Annotated in this window: 15 protein-coding genes; 13 read left to right on the top strand and 2 right to left on the bottom strand. The window is 49.9% G+C overall.

Annotated elements, in window-relative coordinates:
- Window positions 1-17: 17 nt before the first annotated feature.
- The 4 genes from L1278_RS15150 (at window position 18) to bshB1 (ending at window position 3,907) form a co-directional block, all read left to right on the top strand.
- On the top strand, window positions 18-881 hold the full coding sequence (locus tag L1278_RS15150) for an RNA polymerase sigma factor RpoD/SigA (protein WP_007656436.1): 864 nt from the start codon (window positions 18-20) through the stop codon (window positions 879-881).
- 171 nt (window positions 882-1,052) lie between these two features.
- Entirely contained in the window at window positions 1,053-1,991 is a 939-nt protein-coding gene (gene trxB, locus L1278_RS15145; RefSeq protein WP_188499624.1) for a thioredoxin-disulfide reductase, read from the top strand.
- A gap of 135 nt (window positions 1,992-2,126) precedes the next feature.
- Window positions 2,127-3,173, top strand: coding sequence for a M23 family metallopeptidase (locus L1278_RS15140; RefSeq protein ID WP_253405867.1), 1,047 nt, complete (start codon window positions 2,127-2,129; stop codon window positions 3,171-3,173).
- A 14-nt stretch (window positions 3,174-3,187) separates the two neighbouring features.
- On the top strand, window positions 3,188-3,907 hold the full coding sequence (gene bshB1 / locus L1278_RS15135) for a bacillithiol biosynthesis deacetylase BshB1 (RefSeq protein WP_253405866.1): 720 nt from the start codon (window positions 3,188-3,190) through the stop codon (window positions 3,905-3,907).
- Between the two features lie 83 nt (window positions 3,908-3,990).
- On the opposite strand, the gene accC is transcribed toward bshB1, so the two are convergent.
- A complete protein-coding gene (gene accC, locus L1278_RS15130; protein ID WP_253405865.1) occupies window positions 3,991-5,490 on the bottom strand; it encodes an acetyl-CoA carboxylase biotin carboxylase subunit in 1,500 nt (499 codons plus the stop codon).
- 209 nt (window positions 5,491-5,699) lie between these two features.
- Here accC and L1278_RS15125 point away from each other — a divergent pair, with 209 nt between their 5' ends.
- Both L1278_RS15125 and L1278_RS15120 read left to right on the top strand, forming a co-directional pair.
- Window positions 5,700-6,938: an aminotransferase class I/II-fold pyridoxal phosphate-dependent enzyme gene (locus tag L1278_RS15125; protein ID WP_188499620.1), complete on the top strand. Its 1,239-nt coding sequence runs from the start codon at window positions 5,700-5,702 to the stop codon at window positions 6,936-6,938.
- Between the two features lie 106 nt (window positions 6,939-7,044).
- Window positions 7,045-7,236, top strand: coding sequence for a histone H1 (locus tag L1278_RS15120; protein WP_116543523.1), 192 nt, complete (start codon window positions 7,045-7,047; stop codon window positions 7,234-7,236).
- A gap of 77 nt (window positions 7,237-7,313) precedes the next feature.
- Here L1278_RS15120 and tyrS read toward each other — a convergent pair whose 3' ends face one another.
- Window positions 7,314-8,618 (bottom strand): tyrosine--tRNA ligase, encoded by a 1,305-nt coding sequence (gene tyrS / locus L1278_RS15115; protein WP_253405864.1) that lies wholly within the window; start codon window positions 8,616-8,618, stop codon window positions 7,314-7,316.
- Window positions 8,619-9,035: 417 nt separating this feature from the next.
- Between tyrS and holA the strand changes: the two genes are divergently transcribed.
- From holA to L1278_RS15080, 7 genes are all read left to right on the top strand, one after another.
- Window positions 9,036-10,085, top strand: coding sequence for a DNA polymerase III subunit delta (gene holA / locus L1278_RS15110; RefSeq protein ID WP_253405863.1), 1,050 nt, complete (start codon window positions 9,036-9,038; stop codon window positions 10,083-10,085).
- 230 nt (window positions 10,086-10,315) lie between these two features.
- Entirely contained in the window at window positions 10,316-13,366 is a 3,051-nt protein-coding gene (locus L1278_RS15105) for a tetratricopeptide repeat protein (protein WP_253405862.1), read from the top strand.
- 24 nt (window positions 13,367-13,390) lie between these two features.
- Window positions 13,391-15,079: a TonB-dependent receptor gene (locus L1278_RS15100; RefSeq protein WP_253405861.1), complete on the top strand. Its 1,689-nt coding sequence runs from the start codon at window positions 13,391-13,393 to the stop codon at window positions 15,077-15,079.
- A gap of 6 nt (window positions 15,080-15,085) precedes the next feature.
- Window positions 15,086-16,195, top strand: coding sequence for an SPOR domain-containing protein (locus L1278_RS15095; RefSeq protein WP_253405860.1), 1,110 nt, complete (start codon window positions 15,086-15,088; stop codon window positions 16,193-16,195).
- A gap of 52 nt (window positions 16,196-16,247) precedes the next feature.
- Complete coding sequence (locus L1278_RS15090; RefSeq protein ID WP_253406016.1) at window positions 16,248-16,901, top strand: MotA/TolQ/ExbB proton channel family protein; 654 nt, start codon at window positions 16,248-16,250, stop codon at window positions 16,899-16,901.
- Between the two features lie 2 nt (window positions 16,902-16,903).
- Window positions 16,904-17,299 carry a biopolymer transporter ExbD gene (locus L1278_RS15085; protein WP_253405859.1) on the top strand — a complete coding sequence of 132 codons (396 nt, stop codon included), beginning with the start codon at window positions 16,904-16,906 and terminating at the stop codon, window positions 17,297-17,299.
- 11 nt (window positions 17,300-17,310) lie between these two features.
- Complete coding sequence (locus tag L1278_RS15080) at window positions 17,311-18,228, top strand: hypothetical protein (protein ID WP_253405856.1); 918 nt, start codon at window positions 17,311-17,313, stop codon at window positions 18,226-18,228.
- Window position 18,229 lies beyond the last annotated feature (1 nt).

The raw sequence follows: 18,229 nt of genomic DNA, 5'->3' as shown, positions 1-18,229 counted from the left end.
TATAACAATATACTCTGATGAGACAACTCAAGATAAGCAAACAGATCACCAACCGCGAAAGCCAGTCGCTGGACAAGTACCTTCAGGAGATTGGTAAAGTCGATTTGCTTACACCGGATGAGGAGGTATCGCTTGCTCAGAGAATCAAAGAGGGAGATCAGTTTGCACTTGAGAAGTTGACCAAAGCTAACCTGCGTTTCGTAGTGTCGGTGGCCAAGCAGTACCAGAACCAAGGCCTATCACTAGGCGACCTTATCAATGAGGGAAACCTGGGTCTGATCAAAGCGGCCAAGCGTTTCGATGAAACAAGAGGTTTTAAGTTTATCTCTTATGCAGTTTGGTGGATCCGTCAGTCTATTCTGCAGGCATTGGCCGAGCAGTCTCGTATTGTGCGTCTGCCACTGAACCGCGTTGGTTCTCTCAACAAGATTTCTAAGTCATTTTCTGAACTGGAGCAGAAATTCGAGCGTGAGCCTTCACCGGAAGAAATTGCAGAGGTGCTAGAGCTGACAACTGCTGAGGTTGTTGACACACTCAAGATCTCTGGTCGCCACGTGTCAGTTGATGCTCCGTTTGTGCAGGGTGAGGAAAACCGCCTGCTGGATGTGCTGGAGAACGAAGACGAAGAGTCACCTGACACAGGACTGATGAACGACTCGCTTCGCAAAGAAGTGCAGCGGGCCCTGTCTACCCTTACCAAACGCGAGGCCGACGTGATCACGCTATACTTTGGTCTGAACGGTGAGCATTCACTTACGCTGGAGGAAATCGGGGAGAAGTTCAATCTGACCCGTGAGCGTGTACGCCAGATCAAGGAGAAAGCTATCCGCAGACTCCGTCATACTTCCAGAAGCAAAGCACTGAAGCCTTACCTCGGTTAAGCCCATAAGAACACTACAAAGAGCCCTGTCCGTAAGGTCAGGGCTCTTTGCATTTCTAGCAGAAGAAGCCCGTCCTCTGCCGGGTTTGTGCTAATTAACACAGGAAGTATGCAGGCAGAGCATCATATTTTTTGTATACTTGCAACCAATTTCGAATAAGCCTCACATAACATGGAAATAGAAAAAGTAAAATGTCTGATCATCGGATCAGGCCCAGCTGGTTATACAGCAGCTATCTATGCTTCCCGTGCCGGACTTAACCCTGTGCTGTACCAGGGATTGCAGCCCGGCGGCCAGCTCACCATCACCAATGACGTAGAGAATTACCCTGGCTACCCGGACGGTATCAACGGTCCGCAGATGATGGAAGACTTTAAGCGCCAGGCCGAGCGTTTTGGAACCGATGTCAGGTACGGCATCGCGACAGCCGTGGATTTTTCTTCGCAGCCGCACAAGGTAACTATTGACGACCAGAAGGTAATCGAAGCCCATACCGTGATCATCTCTACCGGCGCATCGGCCAAGTGGCTGGGTATGGAGTCGGAAGCCCGTTTGAATGGCAGCGGGGTAAGTGCCTGTGCCGTTTGCGATGGTTTCTTTTACCGCGGTCAGGATGTGGCGATTGTAGGTGCCGGCGACACGGCCGCTGAAGAGGCCACTTACCTGGCCAACATCTGCAGTAAGGTATACATGATCGTTCGCCGTGACGAAATGCGTGCCTCTACCATCATGCAGGAACGCGTCAAGAAAACCAAGAACATCGAAATACTCTGGAATTCAGTAACGGACGATATTCTGGGTGAATTCGCTGTGGAAGGCGTGCGTGTGCGCAATGTGCTCACAGACGAACTGCGCGAGATTCCGGTGAAGGGATTTTTCGTGGCGATCGGGCATCAGCCAAACTCCGGCATTTTCGCTGACTACCTGAATCTGGACGAGAATGGGTATATCCGTACGATTCCGGGAACGAGCAAAACCAATATAGACGGTGTGTTTGCCTGCGGCGATGTGCAGGACTTTACTTACAGACAAGCCGTAACGGCAGCCGGCTCAGGTTGCATGGCCGCTCTTGACGCAGAACGCTATCTGTCTGCGCAAGATTTGCACTAAATTTACCAGTAGGTTATACCTGTCAGGCATAATTTGTTTTGACGTGGCGGGAGATGACCACAATAAAATGGCGAGGCGGTAGTTAGTTTTGCGACATTGAGCTTCATAAATCTGCTCCGCCTAATATTCAATACAATGCTAAAGTATAAAGCACCCCTTACGATTGCACTCTTTTTGCTCTGTCTCGTTTCCGGGATGGGCAGTGCCTTTGCTCAGGGTAAGGTCAAAGATCTTTTTAAGGTAAAGTCACCTAAGATAGATTATGTACGACCTGACACCACCATTTTGATCAAGTACGAGGAGTTTCCGGAGGATGATTCGGATGCTGGCAAGTCTATTTTCTTCAACCCAAAGAAACAGCTGTCCATCGTCAGTGAAGACACGTCTGAACTAGACTTGGGGGAGCAGCATATTGTAGAGGTATCAGAGGAAGTGCTGATCGACTCAACCTGGATCAAGATTGCAGGCTACTACGCCATATGGGATACCCGGAACATCAATCCCTACCGCATGGATGGCCGTCAGTTAAAGGATACAGTGGATATCACCCTGTATGACCCAAGAGTCAAGCGCGATTACAAAATGCCCTTGGAGAAAACGCCTGTGACAAGTCGTTTCGGTCACAGAGGGTATCGCTGGCACTATGGCACTGACATCGACCTTGACACCGGGGACTCTATTTACGCTGCTTTTGACGGGGTGGTACGTATCAATAAGTGGGACGGCGGTGGATATGGCAACTACATCGTGTTGCGCCATTACAATGGCTTGGAAACGCTTTATGGCCACATGAGCAGGACCATTGCGGAGACCGGCCAGTTTGTGAAGGCGGGGGAAGTGATAGGACTAGGCGGCAGCACCGGCCGTAGCTCGGGTCCGCACCTGCACTACGAGGTGCGCTATCAGGGCAATCCCCTGGACCCGGAGTTGATGTACGATTTTCCTGACTATCTGCTTAAGGGGCAAAGCTTCGTTATCACGTCAGCCTTGTTCAACTATTACAACAAGTCGAAGAGCAGCAGCGGCGGCTCGCGTAAATCAAGCTACCATAAGGTGCGAAGCGGCGATACCCTGTCAGGTATAGCCAAGCGGTATGGCGTTTCTGTCAGCCAGATCACTAAACTGAACGGGATCAGCACGCGTACGACTCTGAAGGTGGGACGTTCGCTCCGAATCAAATAAGAAAGCAATTGATCATGAAGTTAGATATACTTGCCTTTGCCGCACACCCGGATGATGTAGAGCTTGGCTGTGCCGGTACTTTGATTGCCCATATCGCCGCCGGTAAAAGCGCTGGGGTGGTGGACCTGACACGTGGAGAACTTGGCACGCGGGGTACACCGGAAGAGCGCCTGGCAGAAGCAGAGGACGCCGCCCGGATCATGGGACTTTCCGTGCGTGATAACCTGAACTTTGCAGACGGTTTTTTCGCCAATGACAAAGAGCACCAGTTACAGATCGTACGTAAAGTACGCCAGTACCAACCTGATATTGTGCTGATGAATGCCCTGCACGACCGTCATCCGGATCACGGACGCGGGGCAGCGGTAGTGGCGGAGGCCTGTTTCCTGGCCGGGCTCAAAATGATCAAAACTTTGGGGGATGATGGTTTGGAGCAGCAGGCATGGCGCCCAAAAACTACCTACAATTTCATACAGGACCGGTATATCAAGCCTGACTTTGTGATGGATGTGACACCCTATTGGGAGAAAAAACTTGAAACTATCCGGGCATTCCGAACGCAGTTTTACAACCCTGACGACAGTTCACCTAACACCTACATCTCTTCACCTGAGTTTCTGGATTTCATAGAAGCCCGCGCCCGGGAGTATGGTCATGCCATTGGCGTAACCTTTGGCGAGGGCTTTTCCTCAGCCAAACAGGTAGGGGTTCGTAGCCTTTTTGATCTGGTTTAATTTCCTGATAAAGCATAAAATAGCAAAAGGGGCCGGTCTAATGACCGGCCCCTTTTGCTATTTTATAATTAGACTATACCTTGCTATGCCCTGTTCTTACGCCAGTTAGAAACACTTCCGGTCTGTGTGCCAGTACTTGTCGCGCTGGCCTTTGGCTTGTTATTCCCTAATAGCATCGCCGCCAAAACAGCCGAAATTTCTTCCGCATCCTCAGTTGGCTTAGCCTCCAGTACGCTAGGAGTAAAATAGCGCTCAATGAATTTGGTGTCGAAGTTACCAGAAACGAAGGCCTCATGGTGCAGCACGAATTTGCCAAAAGGAAGCGTGGTCTCTATACCTGTGATCTTATACTCGTCAATCGCCCGCAGCATTTTCTCGATGGCTTCCTGACGATCTTTACCAAAAGTCACCAGTTTCGCTATCATCGGGTCATAGTAGATCGGAATATCCATCCCTTGCTCAAAACCATCGTCTACGCGTACGCCAAGTCCCTGTGGACGCACGTAGGTTTCCAGGCGACCGATGTCTGGCAGGAAGTTGTTGGCCGGGTCTTCGGCGTATACCCGCAGTTCCAGCGCATGTCCGTTTATTTGCAGGTCCTCCTGGCGGAAGTGGAGCGGTTTGCCCTCGGCGATCAGAATCTGTGCTTTCACCAGGTCCAAACCCGTAATCTGCTCTGTTACAGGGTGCTCTACCTGCAGGCGGGTATTCATCTCCAGGAAATAGAAGTTCAGGTTCTCGTCCACCAGGAACTCTACCGTGCCAGCTCCTACATAGTCGCAGGCTCTGGCCACGTCAACGGCGCAGCGGCCCATTTCATCACGCAGTTCTGGAGTGAGGACGGCAGAAGGTGCCTCCTCGATCACTTTCTGGTGACGGCGCTGAATTGAGCATTCCCGCTCAAACAAATGCACGATGTTGCCGTGTGTATCGCCCAGCACCTGTATTTCGATGTGGCGCGGAGAACCGATATATTTTTCGATAAAGACCGAACCATCGCCAAAAGCAGATGTCGCTTCGCTGACAGCCAGTTTCATCTGTTCTTCGAACACCTCTACGCTTTCCACCACGCGCATCCCTTTGCCACCACCACCGGCGCTGGCTTTGATCAGGATGGGGAATCCAACGTTTGAGGAGATCACTTTGGCCTCTTCAACATCGGTTATGGCTTCTTCCGTGCCTGGAACCATGGGGATCTTATACCTGGCCACGGCAGCTTTGGCGGCCAGTTTGCTTCCCATCAATTCAATGGCTTCCGGGGAAGGGCCGATAAAGATCAGACCGGCTTCCTGCACCTGACGAGCGAAATTTGCGTTTTCTGATAGAAAGCCGTAGCCCGGGTGAATCGCATCAACCTGCAGTCGTTTACAGACCTCAATGATCACATCACCCCGCAGGTAGGACTCATTTGATTTGGGACCACCGACGCAAACGGCTTCATCAGCGTATCGCACATGCAGGGCGTTACGGTCGGCCTCGCTGTAGACGGCTACCGTGCTGATACCCATTTCTTTGGCAGAACGCATCACGCGCAGGGCGATTTCACCACGGTTGGCTACCAGTATCTTGTTGATTTTTCTCATGCTGCAGCTTAGCTTTATTTTTCTTCAAAGAAACGGTATAACAGGCAAACTTAAAAATGAGCTGCCGAAAAAGGGGAGGGAGCTGTATTAGAAATTGTTTATGAATCTATAAAATCATAAATTTGCAAGCAGTATAATATAAACTGAATATATAGTATAACCTACTACATAAAATCCTTAAATTATCCCGTAACTTAATTAAACACAAGGTGGATTTATTTGAAAAGTTGTTGACCAACAGAGGTCCGTTAGGCAGCCACTCACATTATGCGCATGGCTATTTCACATTTCCAAAGCTTGAAGGGGAAATTGCCCCGCGTATGAAGTTCAGGGGCAAAGAGGTGCTTACCTGGAGCCTTAACAACTACCTGGGCCTGGCAAACCACCCGGAAGTGCGCAAAGCCGATGCCGAAGCCGCTGCGGCCTGGGGTATGGCGACGCCGATGGGTGCCCGCATCATGTCTGGCAACACCAATTATCATGAGCAACTGGAGTCAGAACTGGCGGATTTTGTGCAGAAGCCGGATGCCCTTTTGCTGAATTTCGGTTACCAGGGAGTGGTGTCTATTATCGATGCGCTGGTTGACCGCCACGATGTGATTGTATACGATGCCGAATCGCATGCCTGTATCATTGACGGCGTTCGTCTGCACCAGGGTAAGCGCTTTGTGTATTCGCACAACGATATGGCCAGCCTGGAGAAGCAACTGGAGCGTGCCACGCGCTGGGCTGAGAACACAGGTGGTGCCATTCTGGTGATCACTGAAGGTGTGTTCGGTATGTCCGGTAACCTGGGCAAGCTGGACGAAGTGGTGAAGCTGAAGGAGAAATTCAACTTCCGTCTGTTTGTGGATGATGCGCACGGGTTTGGTACTATGGGTAAGACCGGTGCCGGCACAGGTGAGCATTTAGGCTGCCAGGACGGTATAGACGTTTACTTCTCTACATTTGCCAAATCAATGGCCAGCATCGGTGCATTTGTTGCTTCTAACGAACAAGTGGTAGAGTACCTGCGCTACAACATGCGCTCTCAGATCTTCGCTAAGTCGCTGCCAATGCCATTGACTATTGGAGCCATCAAGCGTTTGGAGCTGCTGCGTACCCAGCCGGAGCTGAAGGACAAGCTATGGGAAGTAGTACACGCCCTGCAGTCTGGTCTTCGCGAAAAAGGCTTTAATATCGGTACTACAGAGTCACCGGTTACGCCTGTATTCCTGAACGGTCAGATTCCGGATGCTACCCAGCTGACACTCGATCTGCGTGAGAACTACAACATCTTCTGCTCTATCGTGGTTTATCCGGTTGTGCCAAAAGACGTGATCATGCTTCGCCTGATCCCTACAGCTGTGCATACCCTGGACGACGTGAAAGAGACGATCGACGCTTTTGAAAAGATTGCACAAAAACTAGATAAAGGCCTATACTCTAAGTCAGCAGTATCTGTTTAATTTGCTCTGGAGGCCTATATTAAAGTTTGCTAATCTTTGCATGTTATCATTTAATGTGTATATTGGAGCAGTAAAAACAAATGTTTCACTATAATTAACACCTCAAATGAACAACAACTTTAGCAAACTCAAGGACCTTGTAATGTCGTTGGAAGCTGACTTCGAAAAATTCTATGACAAAAACAATGCAGCTGCTGGTACGCGAGTACGCAAAGGCATGCAGGACCTGAAAAACATGGCGCAGGACATCCGTAAGGAAGTTCAGGACATGAAAAACAGCACTCCAGAGAAGAAATAAGCTTCTTAAAGCACCAAAAAACAAGAAAGGTGATCTGCAAAGATCACCTTTCTTGTTTTTAAATGACTGTTTATCAATTAGTTAATGGAAATCAGGAAATAGTTTTTCTTTCCTTTTTGCACTACCAGGTATTTTTCCTGCAGCAGCTCGTAATTTACAGGTTCTTCCGTTCCCTGGATCTTCTGGCGGTTGATACTCACGCCCCCGTTCTTAATCATGCGCTTGGCCTCACCCTTCGATTCGAAAATATGGCCTCCTGTCACGTCAGAAAGCAGATCACTTACTGTGGCCGCTCCCTCGTAGTTATTTCTGCTTACCTCTATCTGCGGCACGCCTTCGAATACAGATAGCAAAACATCCTCTTTTAGGCCTTTTAGAGTCTCTAAATCGCCTTTTCCAAATAAAATTTCAGAGGCATCGACAGCTGATTTGTAATCTTCTTCTGAATGCACGCGAATTGTAACATCTTTAGCCAGCGCTTTTTGCAATACACGCAAATGAGGGGCCTGTTTGTGCTCTTCGGTCAAGTGCTCAATCTCGTCCTGAGGTAGCAGCGTGTATACCTTAATCAGCTTTTCAGCCTCTTCATCCGACAGGTTCAGCCAGAACTGGTAAAACTTGTAAGGGGAGGTATAGGCGGGGTCGAGCCATACGTTACCACCCTCGGACTTGCCAAATTTAGTACCATCTGATTTGGTCACCAGTTTGCCTACCAGGGCGAAGGCTTTGCCGTCGTCCATACGACGTATCAGTTCGGTTCCCGTCGTGATATTTCCCCACTGGTCCGAGGCACCCATTTGCAAACGCACGTTCTTGTTCTTGTAAAGATGGTAGAAATCGTAGCCCTGAATAAGCTGGTAAGAGAACTCCGTAAAGGAGAGGCCTTCGGCACGGTTGCCTTCTTCATCTGCGCTAATGCGTTTCTTCACCGAGTCTTTGGCCATCATGTAGTTTACGGTCAGGTGCTTGCCCACCTCGCGCAGAAAACCCAGGAAGCTAAACTCTTTGAACCAATCGTAGTTGTTCACGATCTCGGCTGCATTGTCGCCGCAGTTGAAGTCCAGGAACTTCTCGAGCTGCTTTCGTATACCTGCCTGGTTGGCCTGCAGGGTCGCTTCGTCGAGCAGATTTCGCTCGGCCGATTTGCCGGATGGATCGCCGATCATGCCAGTGGCACCGCCTACCAGCGCAATCGGCTTATGACCGGCACGCTGCAGGTGCACCAGCAACATAATAGTAGCCAGGTTGCCAATATGCAATGAGGATGCGGTCGGGTCGAATCCGATATAACCAGTGGTCATGCCGGAAGCCAATTGTTCTTCTGTACCGGGCATGAAATCGTGGAGCATGCCTCTCCATCTTAATTCTTCTATCAGATTCATGTAAGCTTAAAAATCGTCAGTTTGGAGCAAATATAGGAAAGAGTTGGCAAATTCGCGGTCTGTAATTCCCTTACGACCGAGTCATTCCGAAAACAACCTCAAGGTATAGCGCTTGCCATGTACAGCTAAAGCTATACCTGTTGATTCATTTTGAAATTGCAACAGGGAATTTCTCTTGACTGCTAATATAAGCTTTTCACTTGCATATAGTTAAATGCACTGGCTATACCTAAAGATTGAAGATTCACGAAGGAGACCACAGTATTCACTGTCTTAATTATACAATAGGCAGGAGGAGGAGAACATATCGGAGGTTTATTCCTTTTTGGTGGTTGAGCCTTTCATTTGCAGCGCAGATACCTGTATATTTGGTGTCAGTATACCTGATCCGTCACCACCTTATACCTGACCAACACAATGTCGCACACCCCGGAGGGCATCTTGGAGCAATTAAAGAAAAGGCAGTTTGCGCCCGTGTATTTTTTGCAAGGAGAGGAATCCTTTTACATTGACCAGATTGCTGACTTTATAGAAAAGCACGCGCTGCAGGAGCACGAAAAAGGCTTCAACCAGGTGGTGGTATACGGCAAGGATGTGGATGTGGCCACGGTGTTGTTGCAGGCTAAGCGTTTCCCGATGATGTCGGAGCGACAGGTCGTGATCGTAAAGGAGGCGCAGAGTATTGTGGACCTGGAGCGGGAAGAAGGGATCAGACAGCTGGAAGCCTACCTGCAAAACCCGCTGCCTTCTACTATACTGGTGTTCTGCCATAAGCACAAAACACTGGATGGTCGTAAGTCGCTGGGCAAGGTGGTGCAGAAACACGCTGTGCTGCTGACCACCAAAAAGTTGTACGATAACCAAGTGCCTGCCTGGATTACCGGTTATGTGAAGACTAAAGGCCTGCAGATCAGCCCCAAAGCGGTGCTGCTCCTCAGCGAGTTTATAGGCGCCGACCTGTCACGCCAGGCCAACGAGATAGACAAGCTGTTGATCAACCTGCAGCCCGGGCAGATAATAGACGATCGGGTGGTACAGGAGAATGTCGGCATCAGCAAGGAATACAATGTTTTTGAGCTCCAGTCGGCACTTATCGCACAGGATGCGCTCAAGGCCAACCGGATCGTGCAGTATTTTGAAGCGAATCCTAAAAATAACCCCCTCATACCTAACCTGAGTCTGCTCTTTACGTTTTTCACCAAGCTTTTAACCCTGCACCAGTCCGCTGATAAGTCAGAGTCTGGGGTGCGGAAGAGCCTGGGCAACCGAGGCTTCCTGGTAAAAGAGTATATGCTGGCGCTGCGGGTTTTTCCGCTTATGTGCGTGGTGGATATCATTCACCATATCCGGGTAGCCGACCTGCAGGTGAAGGGCATAAGTGGCGGCGATATGAGCGAATCAGAGATTTTAAAGGAACTGGTTTTCAAGATATTGCATCCGGTTCCGAGAACTTTGACCTCCCATTAAGCACAATTTCCCGCGATCAGCACAATATTTGCTGCTGCTGCGGCATTGTATAGAGGTGTGAGGTGTTTTCCGTTGCTTAGTTGCCGGATGTTTAACGCTTGTGGTTCGTGCGGTTATCGATTTTTAATTAACTTTGAGTTTGCCTGTCGGGCATGGCGCTTGCGGGCGTCTATACCTGTTTTATAAGAATAAGCCATAAGAATAGCTCGTAATCGGGCAGTAAGATACATATGAAGATAGCCTATAAAGTAGCGCTGGCATCGGTTTTGGCTGGGGGAAGCCACATGGCGGTGGCCCAGCACACCCAGGTGTTCACCACAAAAGACAAGCACTACCATGAGGGGGTGGAATTGTTTGACCGCGCCAAGTACGGAGCAGCTCAGGAGGCCTTCCGCAAGTACATCAACCTGATCGGAGACGACGCCAAGACCGCAGACGCGCAATATTACTATGCGCTGAGTGGCTTATACCTGCTGCACCCCGACGCTGAGCAGCTGATCCTGAACTTTACCCGCAAGTTCCCGGCCCACCCGAAGACGACCCTGGCGAACTACGAGCTGGGCCTTTTCTATTTTGAAAACAAGGACTACAAAAAGGCGGTAGAGAAACTGGAGAGCGCCCCGACGCATCTTCTGAGTATCAAGCAGAACAAAGAGCTAGAGTTTAAGCTAGGCTATTCTTATTTCGCCACTAAGGACTTCAAAAACGCCAAGATCTGGTTCGACAAAAACAAGACGACCGGCTTCAGAGAAGACGAGAACCGTTTTGCGTATGCCTCTAACTACTACGCCGGCTATATTTCCTACCGCGAGGGCGACTACGACGCAGCGAAGGCTGATCTTCTGATTGCTGAGAAGAACGAGGCTTATGCGCAGATCGTGCCTTACATGATCACGGAGATCCTGTATAAGGAGCAGGATATTTTCGAAGTGATCAAATACGGGGAGGCGGCTTTGGCCAAAACCCCGAAAGTACAGCAGGCAGAAGAAATCGCGCTTTTGGTAGGGGACGCTTATTACCAGCGTGCCGAATACAAAAAAGCCGAGGAGTATTTTAGCCAGTATGCCCAGGGCAAGCGCAAGCTGGACCCGGTGATCCAATACAAGATTGCCTACACCGACTACAAGAACGGCAACTATAAAAACGCGATTGCCAATTTTAAGGAAGTAGCCAGCAAAAAGGACGCGCTCGGACAGAATGCAGCTTACTACTTAGGGTTAAGCTATCTGCGCGAGGACAACAAGCAGTATGCCCTCACCGCCTTTGATCAGGCCCGCAAAAATGACAAGGATAGAACGATCACGGAAGCCGCTACCGTCAAATTTGCACAGGTAAGTTACGAGCTGGGTAACTTCCGCGACGTTTTCAACTCCCTGCAGAACTTCAACCAGGAATTCCCTAAATCGGAGCATACCGCTGACGTGGACGCCCTGCTGACAGAGGCTTACTTCAACTCCAACAATTACTCAGAGGCGATCCGGCACATTGAGAATATGCCGGACAAGAGCTACCGCATGCTGGAGACTTACCAGCGCATGACGCACCTGTACGGCGTGAACCTTTACAATGAAGGCAAATTCCCGACGGCAGTTACCTTGCTCGATAAATCGCTGCAGTATCCTTATGACAAGGAGATCACGGCGGCCAGCCACTTTGTGAAAGGGGAGGCCTACTCGATGGGGCAGCGTTATGTGGATGCTATCAACAGCTACGCTGCCGTATTCCGAAACAGCGAAGCCCGCAAGTCGGAGTACTATATGAAGTCGCGCTATGGTATAGCCTATGCCTATTACAACAGTAAGGAGTACGACAAAGCCATGCCGCACTTCAAGGCCTACGTGGACGGTACCAGCACCAGCGACCCGAACCACTTTGATGCCATGATGCGCCTGGCTGACCTGCATTATGTGAAAAAGCAGTATGCACCTGCCTTGGCGCTCTACGACAAAGTATTGGCCTCTAATTCCAATGACAAAGACTATGTATACTTCCAGAAAGGTATAGTACAGAGTCTGATGGGGAACAAAGAAGCAGCCAAGCAAAGCCTGCAGACCGTGTACAGTCAGTACCAGAAGTCGCGCTACGTGGAGCCGGCCATGTACCAGCGTGCCATCATCGATTTTGAAGGAGGCAACTACCAGTCAGCTGTTTCTGGTTTCACGGCGCTGATCCAGGGAAGACCGCAGAGCCGACTGCTACCGAATGCCTTGGAAAAGAGAGGTATAGCTTATGCTAACCTGGGCCGTAATGCAGAGGCCGCGGCAGATTATAAACGCGTGCTCGACGAATTCCCGAACTCCCGTTCTGCCAGTGGTTCACTCTATAGCCTTCAGGAAGTGTTGGCTACCCAGAACCAAAGCGCTGAATTTGATACGTATGCCGAGAAATTCAGAACGGCTAACCCCGAGAGCAATGCCCTCGAAAGCATTGAGTTTGAAGCCTCGAAGACACTTTACTTCAACGAAAAGTACGATCAGGCAGTCGCTAAACTCGAGAATTACCTGAAGGCCTATCCGAACAGCCCTTATGTGAGCGAAGCCAACTACTTCCTGGCGGATTCTTACATAAGGGTGAACCAGCCGGACAAAGGCTTGCCGCTCATGAAAGCTGTTGTGGAGGAAAACAAGAGTGAGTACGTGAACCGTGCGATTCAGAAAGTGGCTGACGCCGAGTTTGAGAACAAGAACTACGAAGAGGCGATCAAGTATTACAGCCGTCTGCGCGACACGGCCACAAACCGTCGGGAGCAGCAAACTGCTCTGACTGGCTTGATGAAGAGCCACTTCCTGTCAAACGACTATGCCGCGTCGAAGCGCATTGCCAACGAGCTGATCAGCCAGGGTAATTCCGCACTTTATGTCTTCAACACAGCGCAACTCTACAAAGGCAAAGCAACCTATGCCGAAGGCAATCTGGACCAGGCCCTGAAAGAACTGCGTGAAGCATCCGCGTCCGCGACAGATGAAAATGGAGCGGAAGCGCACTACCTGGTGGCGGAGATCCTGTACAAGCAGAAAAAATATGCAGAGTCGATTGATGTTGCCTTTGACTTCAACACGAAGTTCTCCAGCTATGATTTCTGGCTGGGCAAGTCATTCCTGATCATCGCTGATAACTATGTGGCGCAGAACGAAACCTTCCAGGCCACGTCAACACTTAACTCCGTTATAGAGCACTCACCGGTGCCGGAGATCGTGGCAGAGGCAAAACAGAAGCTGGCCAAACTGGGTGGCGCCCCCAGCACAGCCCCGGCTGACTCAGTAAAGGGAAGAAAGCGATAATGCATCATGAAGAGAAATAGCAACATGAAGAATAGATTTAAAAAAGCTTCCATAGCAGCGATTGTACTGTGTGCCGGGTATAGCTTTCTGAACAGTGCCCAGGCGCAGACAACAGGTTGGGGCGAAGGTGCTAAGCTACAGGATTCTGAAGTAGTGGTGGAGAAGGATCGCAAGATCGAACTGCCGCGGGCTTCACGTAACTACCAGAAGTTTGCCGTGGTTGCTCCGGAGCCGGGTGAGCGCAATGTGCGTTACCGTTTCAATGACTACCGCCTAGAAGGGCAGGATGTTGACCTCCAGATGCGTGTACTCACCATCAAGCAGGACGAACTGACCAAGCTGTACGGTAACTATGTAAAGGCAGGTATAGGCAACTACGGTACGCTTTACCTGAAAGGCTACTTCCATAACAAGCGCAGCAATACGGCTTCCTACGGAGCGGATATCAGCCATATTACCTCTGCCAGAGGACCGGTGGACGGGAAGAATTCCGCTGTGACAAACTCCGCCATCAACCTGAATGGCGAGTCGTACCTGCAGGGCCTTACCTTGGGTGGTAAGCTAGGCTACGGACGCGACAAATATCATTTCTACGGATATGGTCCCCAAGAAACCACTGTGGACCGTGACACCATCAGCCAGGTGTTCAACCGCGTGAATGCCGAAGGGTATATGCACAACCATGGTGCCGGTATGCCGCTCCTGTTCAAAGCAGGTTTGAACGTGAACTACCTCAACGACCGCTACGACATGCGGGAGACGAACATCGCTGCCAAACTGAATACCGAGTACGGTTTGGATGATGTGTCTGCTTTTAAGGTTGATGCTGACCTCTCATTGGTATCGCACAAGGACTCTGCTTCTGTTAGCCGTACCTTGTTCAAAGTTCATCCGCAGTACGAACGCCAGCTGAATGCCATCCGGCTTGCGATCGGTGCTAACATCGCCTACACAGGCGACACTGTGAACGACGCCCGCAAATTCAATGTATACCCAACGGTACGTGTAGGAGTGGAGCCAGTAAAAGGTAACCTGTTGATTTACGCAGGTATAGGTGGCGACCTTCAAAGGGTTACTTTATATCAGCTGACCCAGGAGAACCCATACCTGGCGCCGAATGTACGAGTGGCAGATCAGAACAAAGGGCTGGAGGTATACGGCGGTATGCAGGCCAACATTGCTAACTTTGTACACCTGACGGGTCGTGTGGCCTACCAGAACTTCCGCAACATGTACTTCTACAACAACTCGGCAAGCGACTCATCCAAATTTGACCTGTTGTATGACGACGGCGTAACAAATGTTTTGAATATTTATGGAGAGGCTACTTTCAATTATTCAGACGAACTGCGCATTGGATTAAAGGCTGATTATAACAAGTATAGCACAGCCACCTTAGAGCAGGCATTTCACCGTCCGGAGCTGATGGCAAGCGTTTTTGCCACCTACAACTTCTATGATAAGATTCTCTTTAATTCAGAACTTTACTATATTGGGAGTTCTTTCGGGCGCGTTAACCATCCTGACGGCACATTCAGGCTGCGGGAAACGGATACGATCGTGGACCTGAACCTAAAGGCCGATTACAGATTCTCCAACAGATTCACAACTTTTCTGATGGTGAATAATTTGTTTGCGCAGAAGTACGAAAGGTTTGTAAATTACCCCAACAAAAGTATCAACCTGATAGGAGGAGTCTCTTATTCATTCTAAGTGCCTATGGTAGAAAAGCACATCAAGCACCTGCTCTATAATCACGACTGCGTGATCATACCTGATTTTGGCGGGTTGATTACGCGCTATGTGCCTGCCCGGATCAATCCGGTGAAGCATACGCTGGTGCCGCCGTCCAAAAAGATTGCTTTCAACGAAAAGCTGGTTCTGAACGATGGACTGCTCATCAGCACCATCGCTTATGCCAACAGTAGTTCAAAAGAAGAGGCCAGGCAGCTGGTCGTCTCTTTTGTGCATGAGGTACGAACCCGTCTGGAAAGTGAGCAGCGGTTTGAGCTCACCGACATCGGCGTGTTCAAATACAACCACGAGCAGCGACTAGTATTTGAATACACAGAAGGTGATAACCTGCTGGAAGCAAGCTTCGGCCTGCCCGAGATCGTCGCAAGACCGATCCGTCATGAGGAGCCGGCTGTGCTGCGCACCCTCATTAAGGAGCGCCAGGCAGCAGATCCCGCACCGGCCAATAAACCTTTCAAAGCCCGACTGAAGCGCGCCTACCACGTGGCTGCCGGTCTGGCCCTGACAGGTTTGGTAGGAACGGCCCTGTACATGCTATCCCTTCAAACGGATTATAACCTGAGCAGCCTGTACCCAACTTCGCTTTTAAATGACGAGGAGCTGGCGAGCGAAAAGACTTCCACTGTTACTATACCTGTTCAACACGAAGCTACTTTAGGACATGATGTAATGGATGCATCGGAAGCAGGTATAGAAGAAGGAGCAGATGCCTGGAGCGACGCTTCAAGCAATACTTCCGGACAGGATGCTCAATATGCTGCAGATGAATTCGTTAATGAGAAGGCTGAGTCAATTATAGAAGAAGTAGCACCGGCACCCGTAGTGACCACGGTAAGCGATAAAGATGGTCGTTTTTATATTATTACGGGCGGTTATGCCCGCATGCTGAACGCGGAGTTCAGCCGTCAGGAGATAGCGGAGTTCGGCCATGAGGCCAAAGTTCTGGAGCCTGGCAAAGGCAGCAGGCTCTTTAAAGTATCTGTAGCGGACTTTGCTTCGGCGGAGGAGGCGCAGGCTGCTATGAATACCTACAGAAAATCATTCGGAGAAAATATTTGGGTTTATAATAATTAACATGACATCTCTCTTCTTACAAATTACAACGACTCCTGCTGATACGACTTCTATGTTGATGGAGGGTGCAGAAGCAGCGGAAAACTCAGTTTCGTTGATGGACCTGGCGATGGCGGGTGGCTGGGCCATGATCCCGCTGCTACTTTTGTCACTGGCTGCTGTTTACATTTTCTTCGAGCGTTACCTCACCCTCATGAAGGCCGCTAAAAACCCCGATGGTTTCAGCGATCGCATCAAGAGCATGGTACTGGCAGGCGACATTAATGGTGCACGCATGCTGTGCGCCCAAACGAACACGCCAGTAGCCAGAATGCTGGGCAAGGGGATTAGCCGCATTGGTAACCCGCTTAAAAACATTGAGACTTCTATCGAGAACGTAGGCAAGATCGAAATTAGCAAGCTGGAGCGAAACCTGGCTTCCCTCGCTACTATTGCAGGTGCAGCGCCTATGCTGGGCTTCCTCGGTACGGTAACAGGTATGATTCAGGCCTTCATTGCCATTGCACAGGCGGAGGGTACCATTAGCCCGCAGCTGCTTTCGGCTGGTATTTACCAGGCGATGGTAACAACCGCTACCGGTTTGATTATCGGTTTGCCTGCCTATGTAGGGTACAACTACTTGGTGTCCAAGATCGACAATATTGTGCACGGTATGGAGTACACTTCGATTGAGTTTATTGATCTTCTACAAGAACCACAACTTTAAGCATGAATTTACGCTCTAAAAATAAGATCAATCCAGAGTTCAATATGTCGTCGATGACCGACATCATATTTCTGTTGCTCATATTTTTCATGCTTACCTCAAACTTTGTAGCGCCTACCGGCCTACCGGTTAGTTTGCCTACAAGTAAGTCATCTACCATTGTCATCCAAAAAATAAACGTTACCATCACGCCGGACTTAAAGTATTTCTTAAACGGCAAAGAGATCAATCTATCAGATCTTGAGCCGCAATTGGCAGCACTTTTGCAGAAGGCAGAAGAAGGCGTGGTTGTACTACATGTCGATAAGAGCGTTCCGGTGGAGTACCTGGTAAATGTTGCCAGTGTGGCGGCAGGTCTAAACGCGAAGGTAACGCTGGCCACAACGCCGACAGAATAATAAGTATTGAGATGGAGATAGCATTAAATAAGGAAGAAGAGAAAAACAGGAAAATTGCGGCAGGTATAAGTATAGCCCTGCACGTGATTATCCTGTTGCTTTTATTCTACCTGCTGGCTTGGAGTGGGGCACCGGGTAAGCCGGACAAGGAAATGGGTATTGAGATTGATTTTGGTATGGATGCTGTAGGCAGTGGGGATGTGCAGTCGAAGGCTACTCCAAACGAGTCCAAGAACGTGCAGGACAGCAAGCCTGCTCCGACGCAGCCGGAACCATTACCTGATCCGAAGCCTGTTGTAGCAGCTACACCAACCCCTCCAACTCCGGTTGAAACGCCAAAAGTAGTGACTACAACTGCTGATGCGCCTGTGGTCGTAAAAGAAGAAGCAAAGCCCCAGCCAAAGCCACAACCGAAAGAGGAAGTGAAGAAGCCGGTGGAGAAACCAAAGGAGGAAGTGAAGAAGCCAGAGCCTGAAAAGCCACGTGCGCTATACCCTGGTAAGCCAACTGAAAGCACCGGCACCGGCAAAAGCGGCACATCGAACGAAGCCACTGGTAACAACAATGGCGACGACGCCAACAAAGTAGGTGATAAAGGTGACCCAAGAGGCATCATGGGGGCCAAGAACTACGAAGGCACGCCAGGTGGTGGTGGTGGTGGCGACGGTCTGGATATGGCCGGCTGGCGTTATGACATTTCTCCGAAGCGCGACCCTTACGAAAATGAAACAGGTTTTGTGAAGTTCCGCATCCGCATCGACGCTGACGGCAACCTGATCGGCATTGACCGACTGGAAAGCACGGTGTCGCCCCATGTAGAGAAATGGTACCGTGAACAGCTACAGAAAACAACCTTCAGCCGCATAGGAGGAAGCAGAGCTACAACTGGCGCTACTGGTACGGTTACCTTTGTGATCAGATCACGCTAAT

Source organism: Pontibacter sp. HSC-36F09, from assembly GCF_024171605.1.
Classification (GTDB): domain Bacteria; phylum Bacteroidota; class Bacteroidia; order Cytophagales; family Hymenobacteraceae; genus Pontibacter.
The sequence above is the reverse complement of the archived record's forward strand: the minus strand, read 5'-3'. Positions and strand labels throughout refer to the sequence as shown.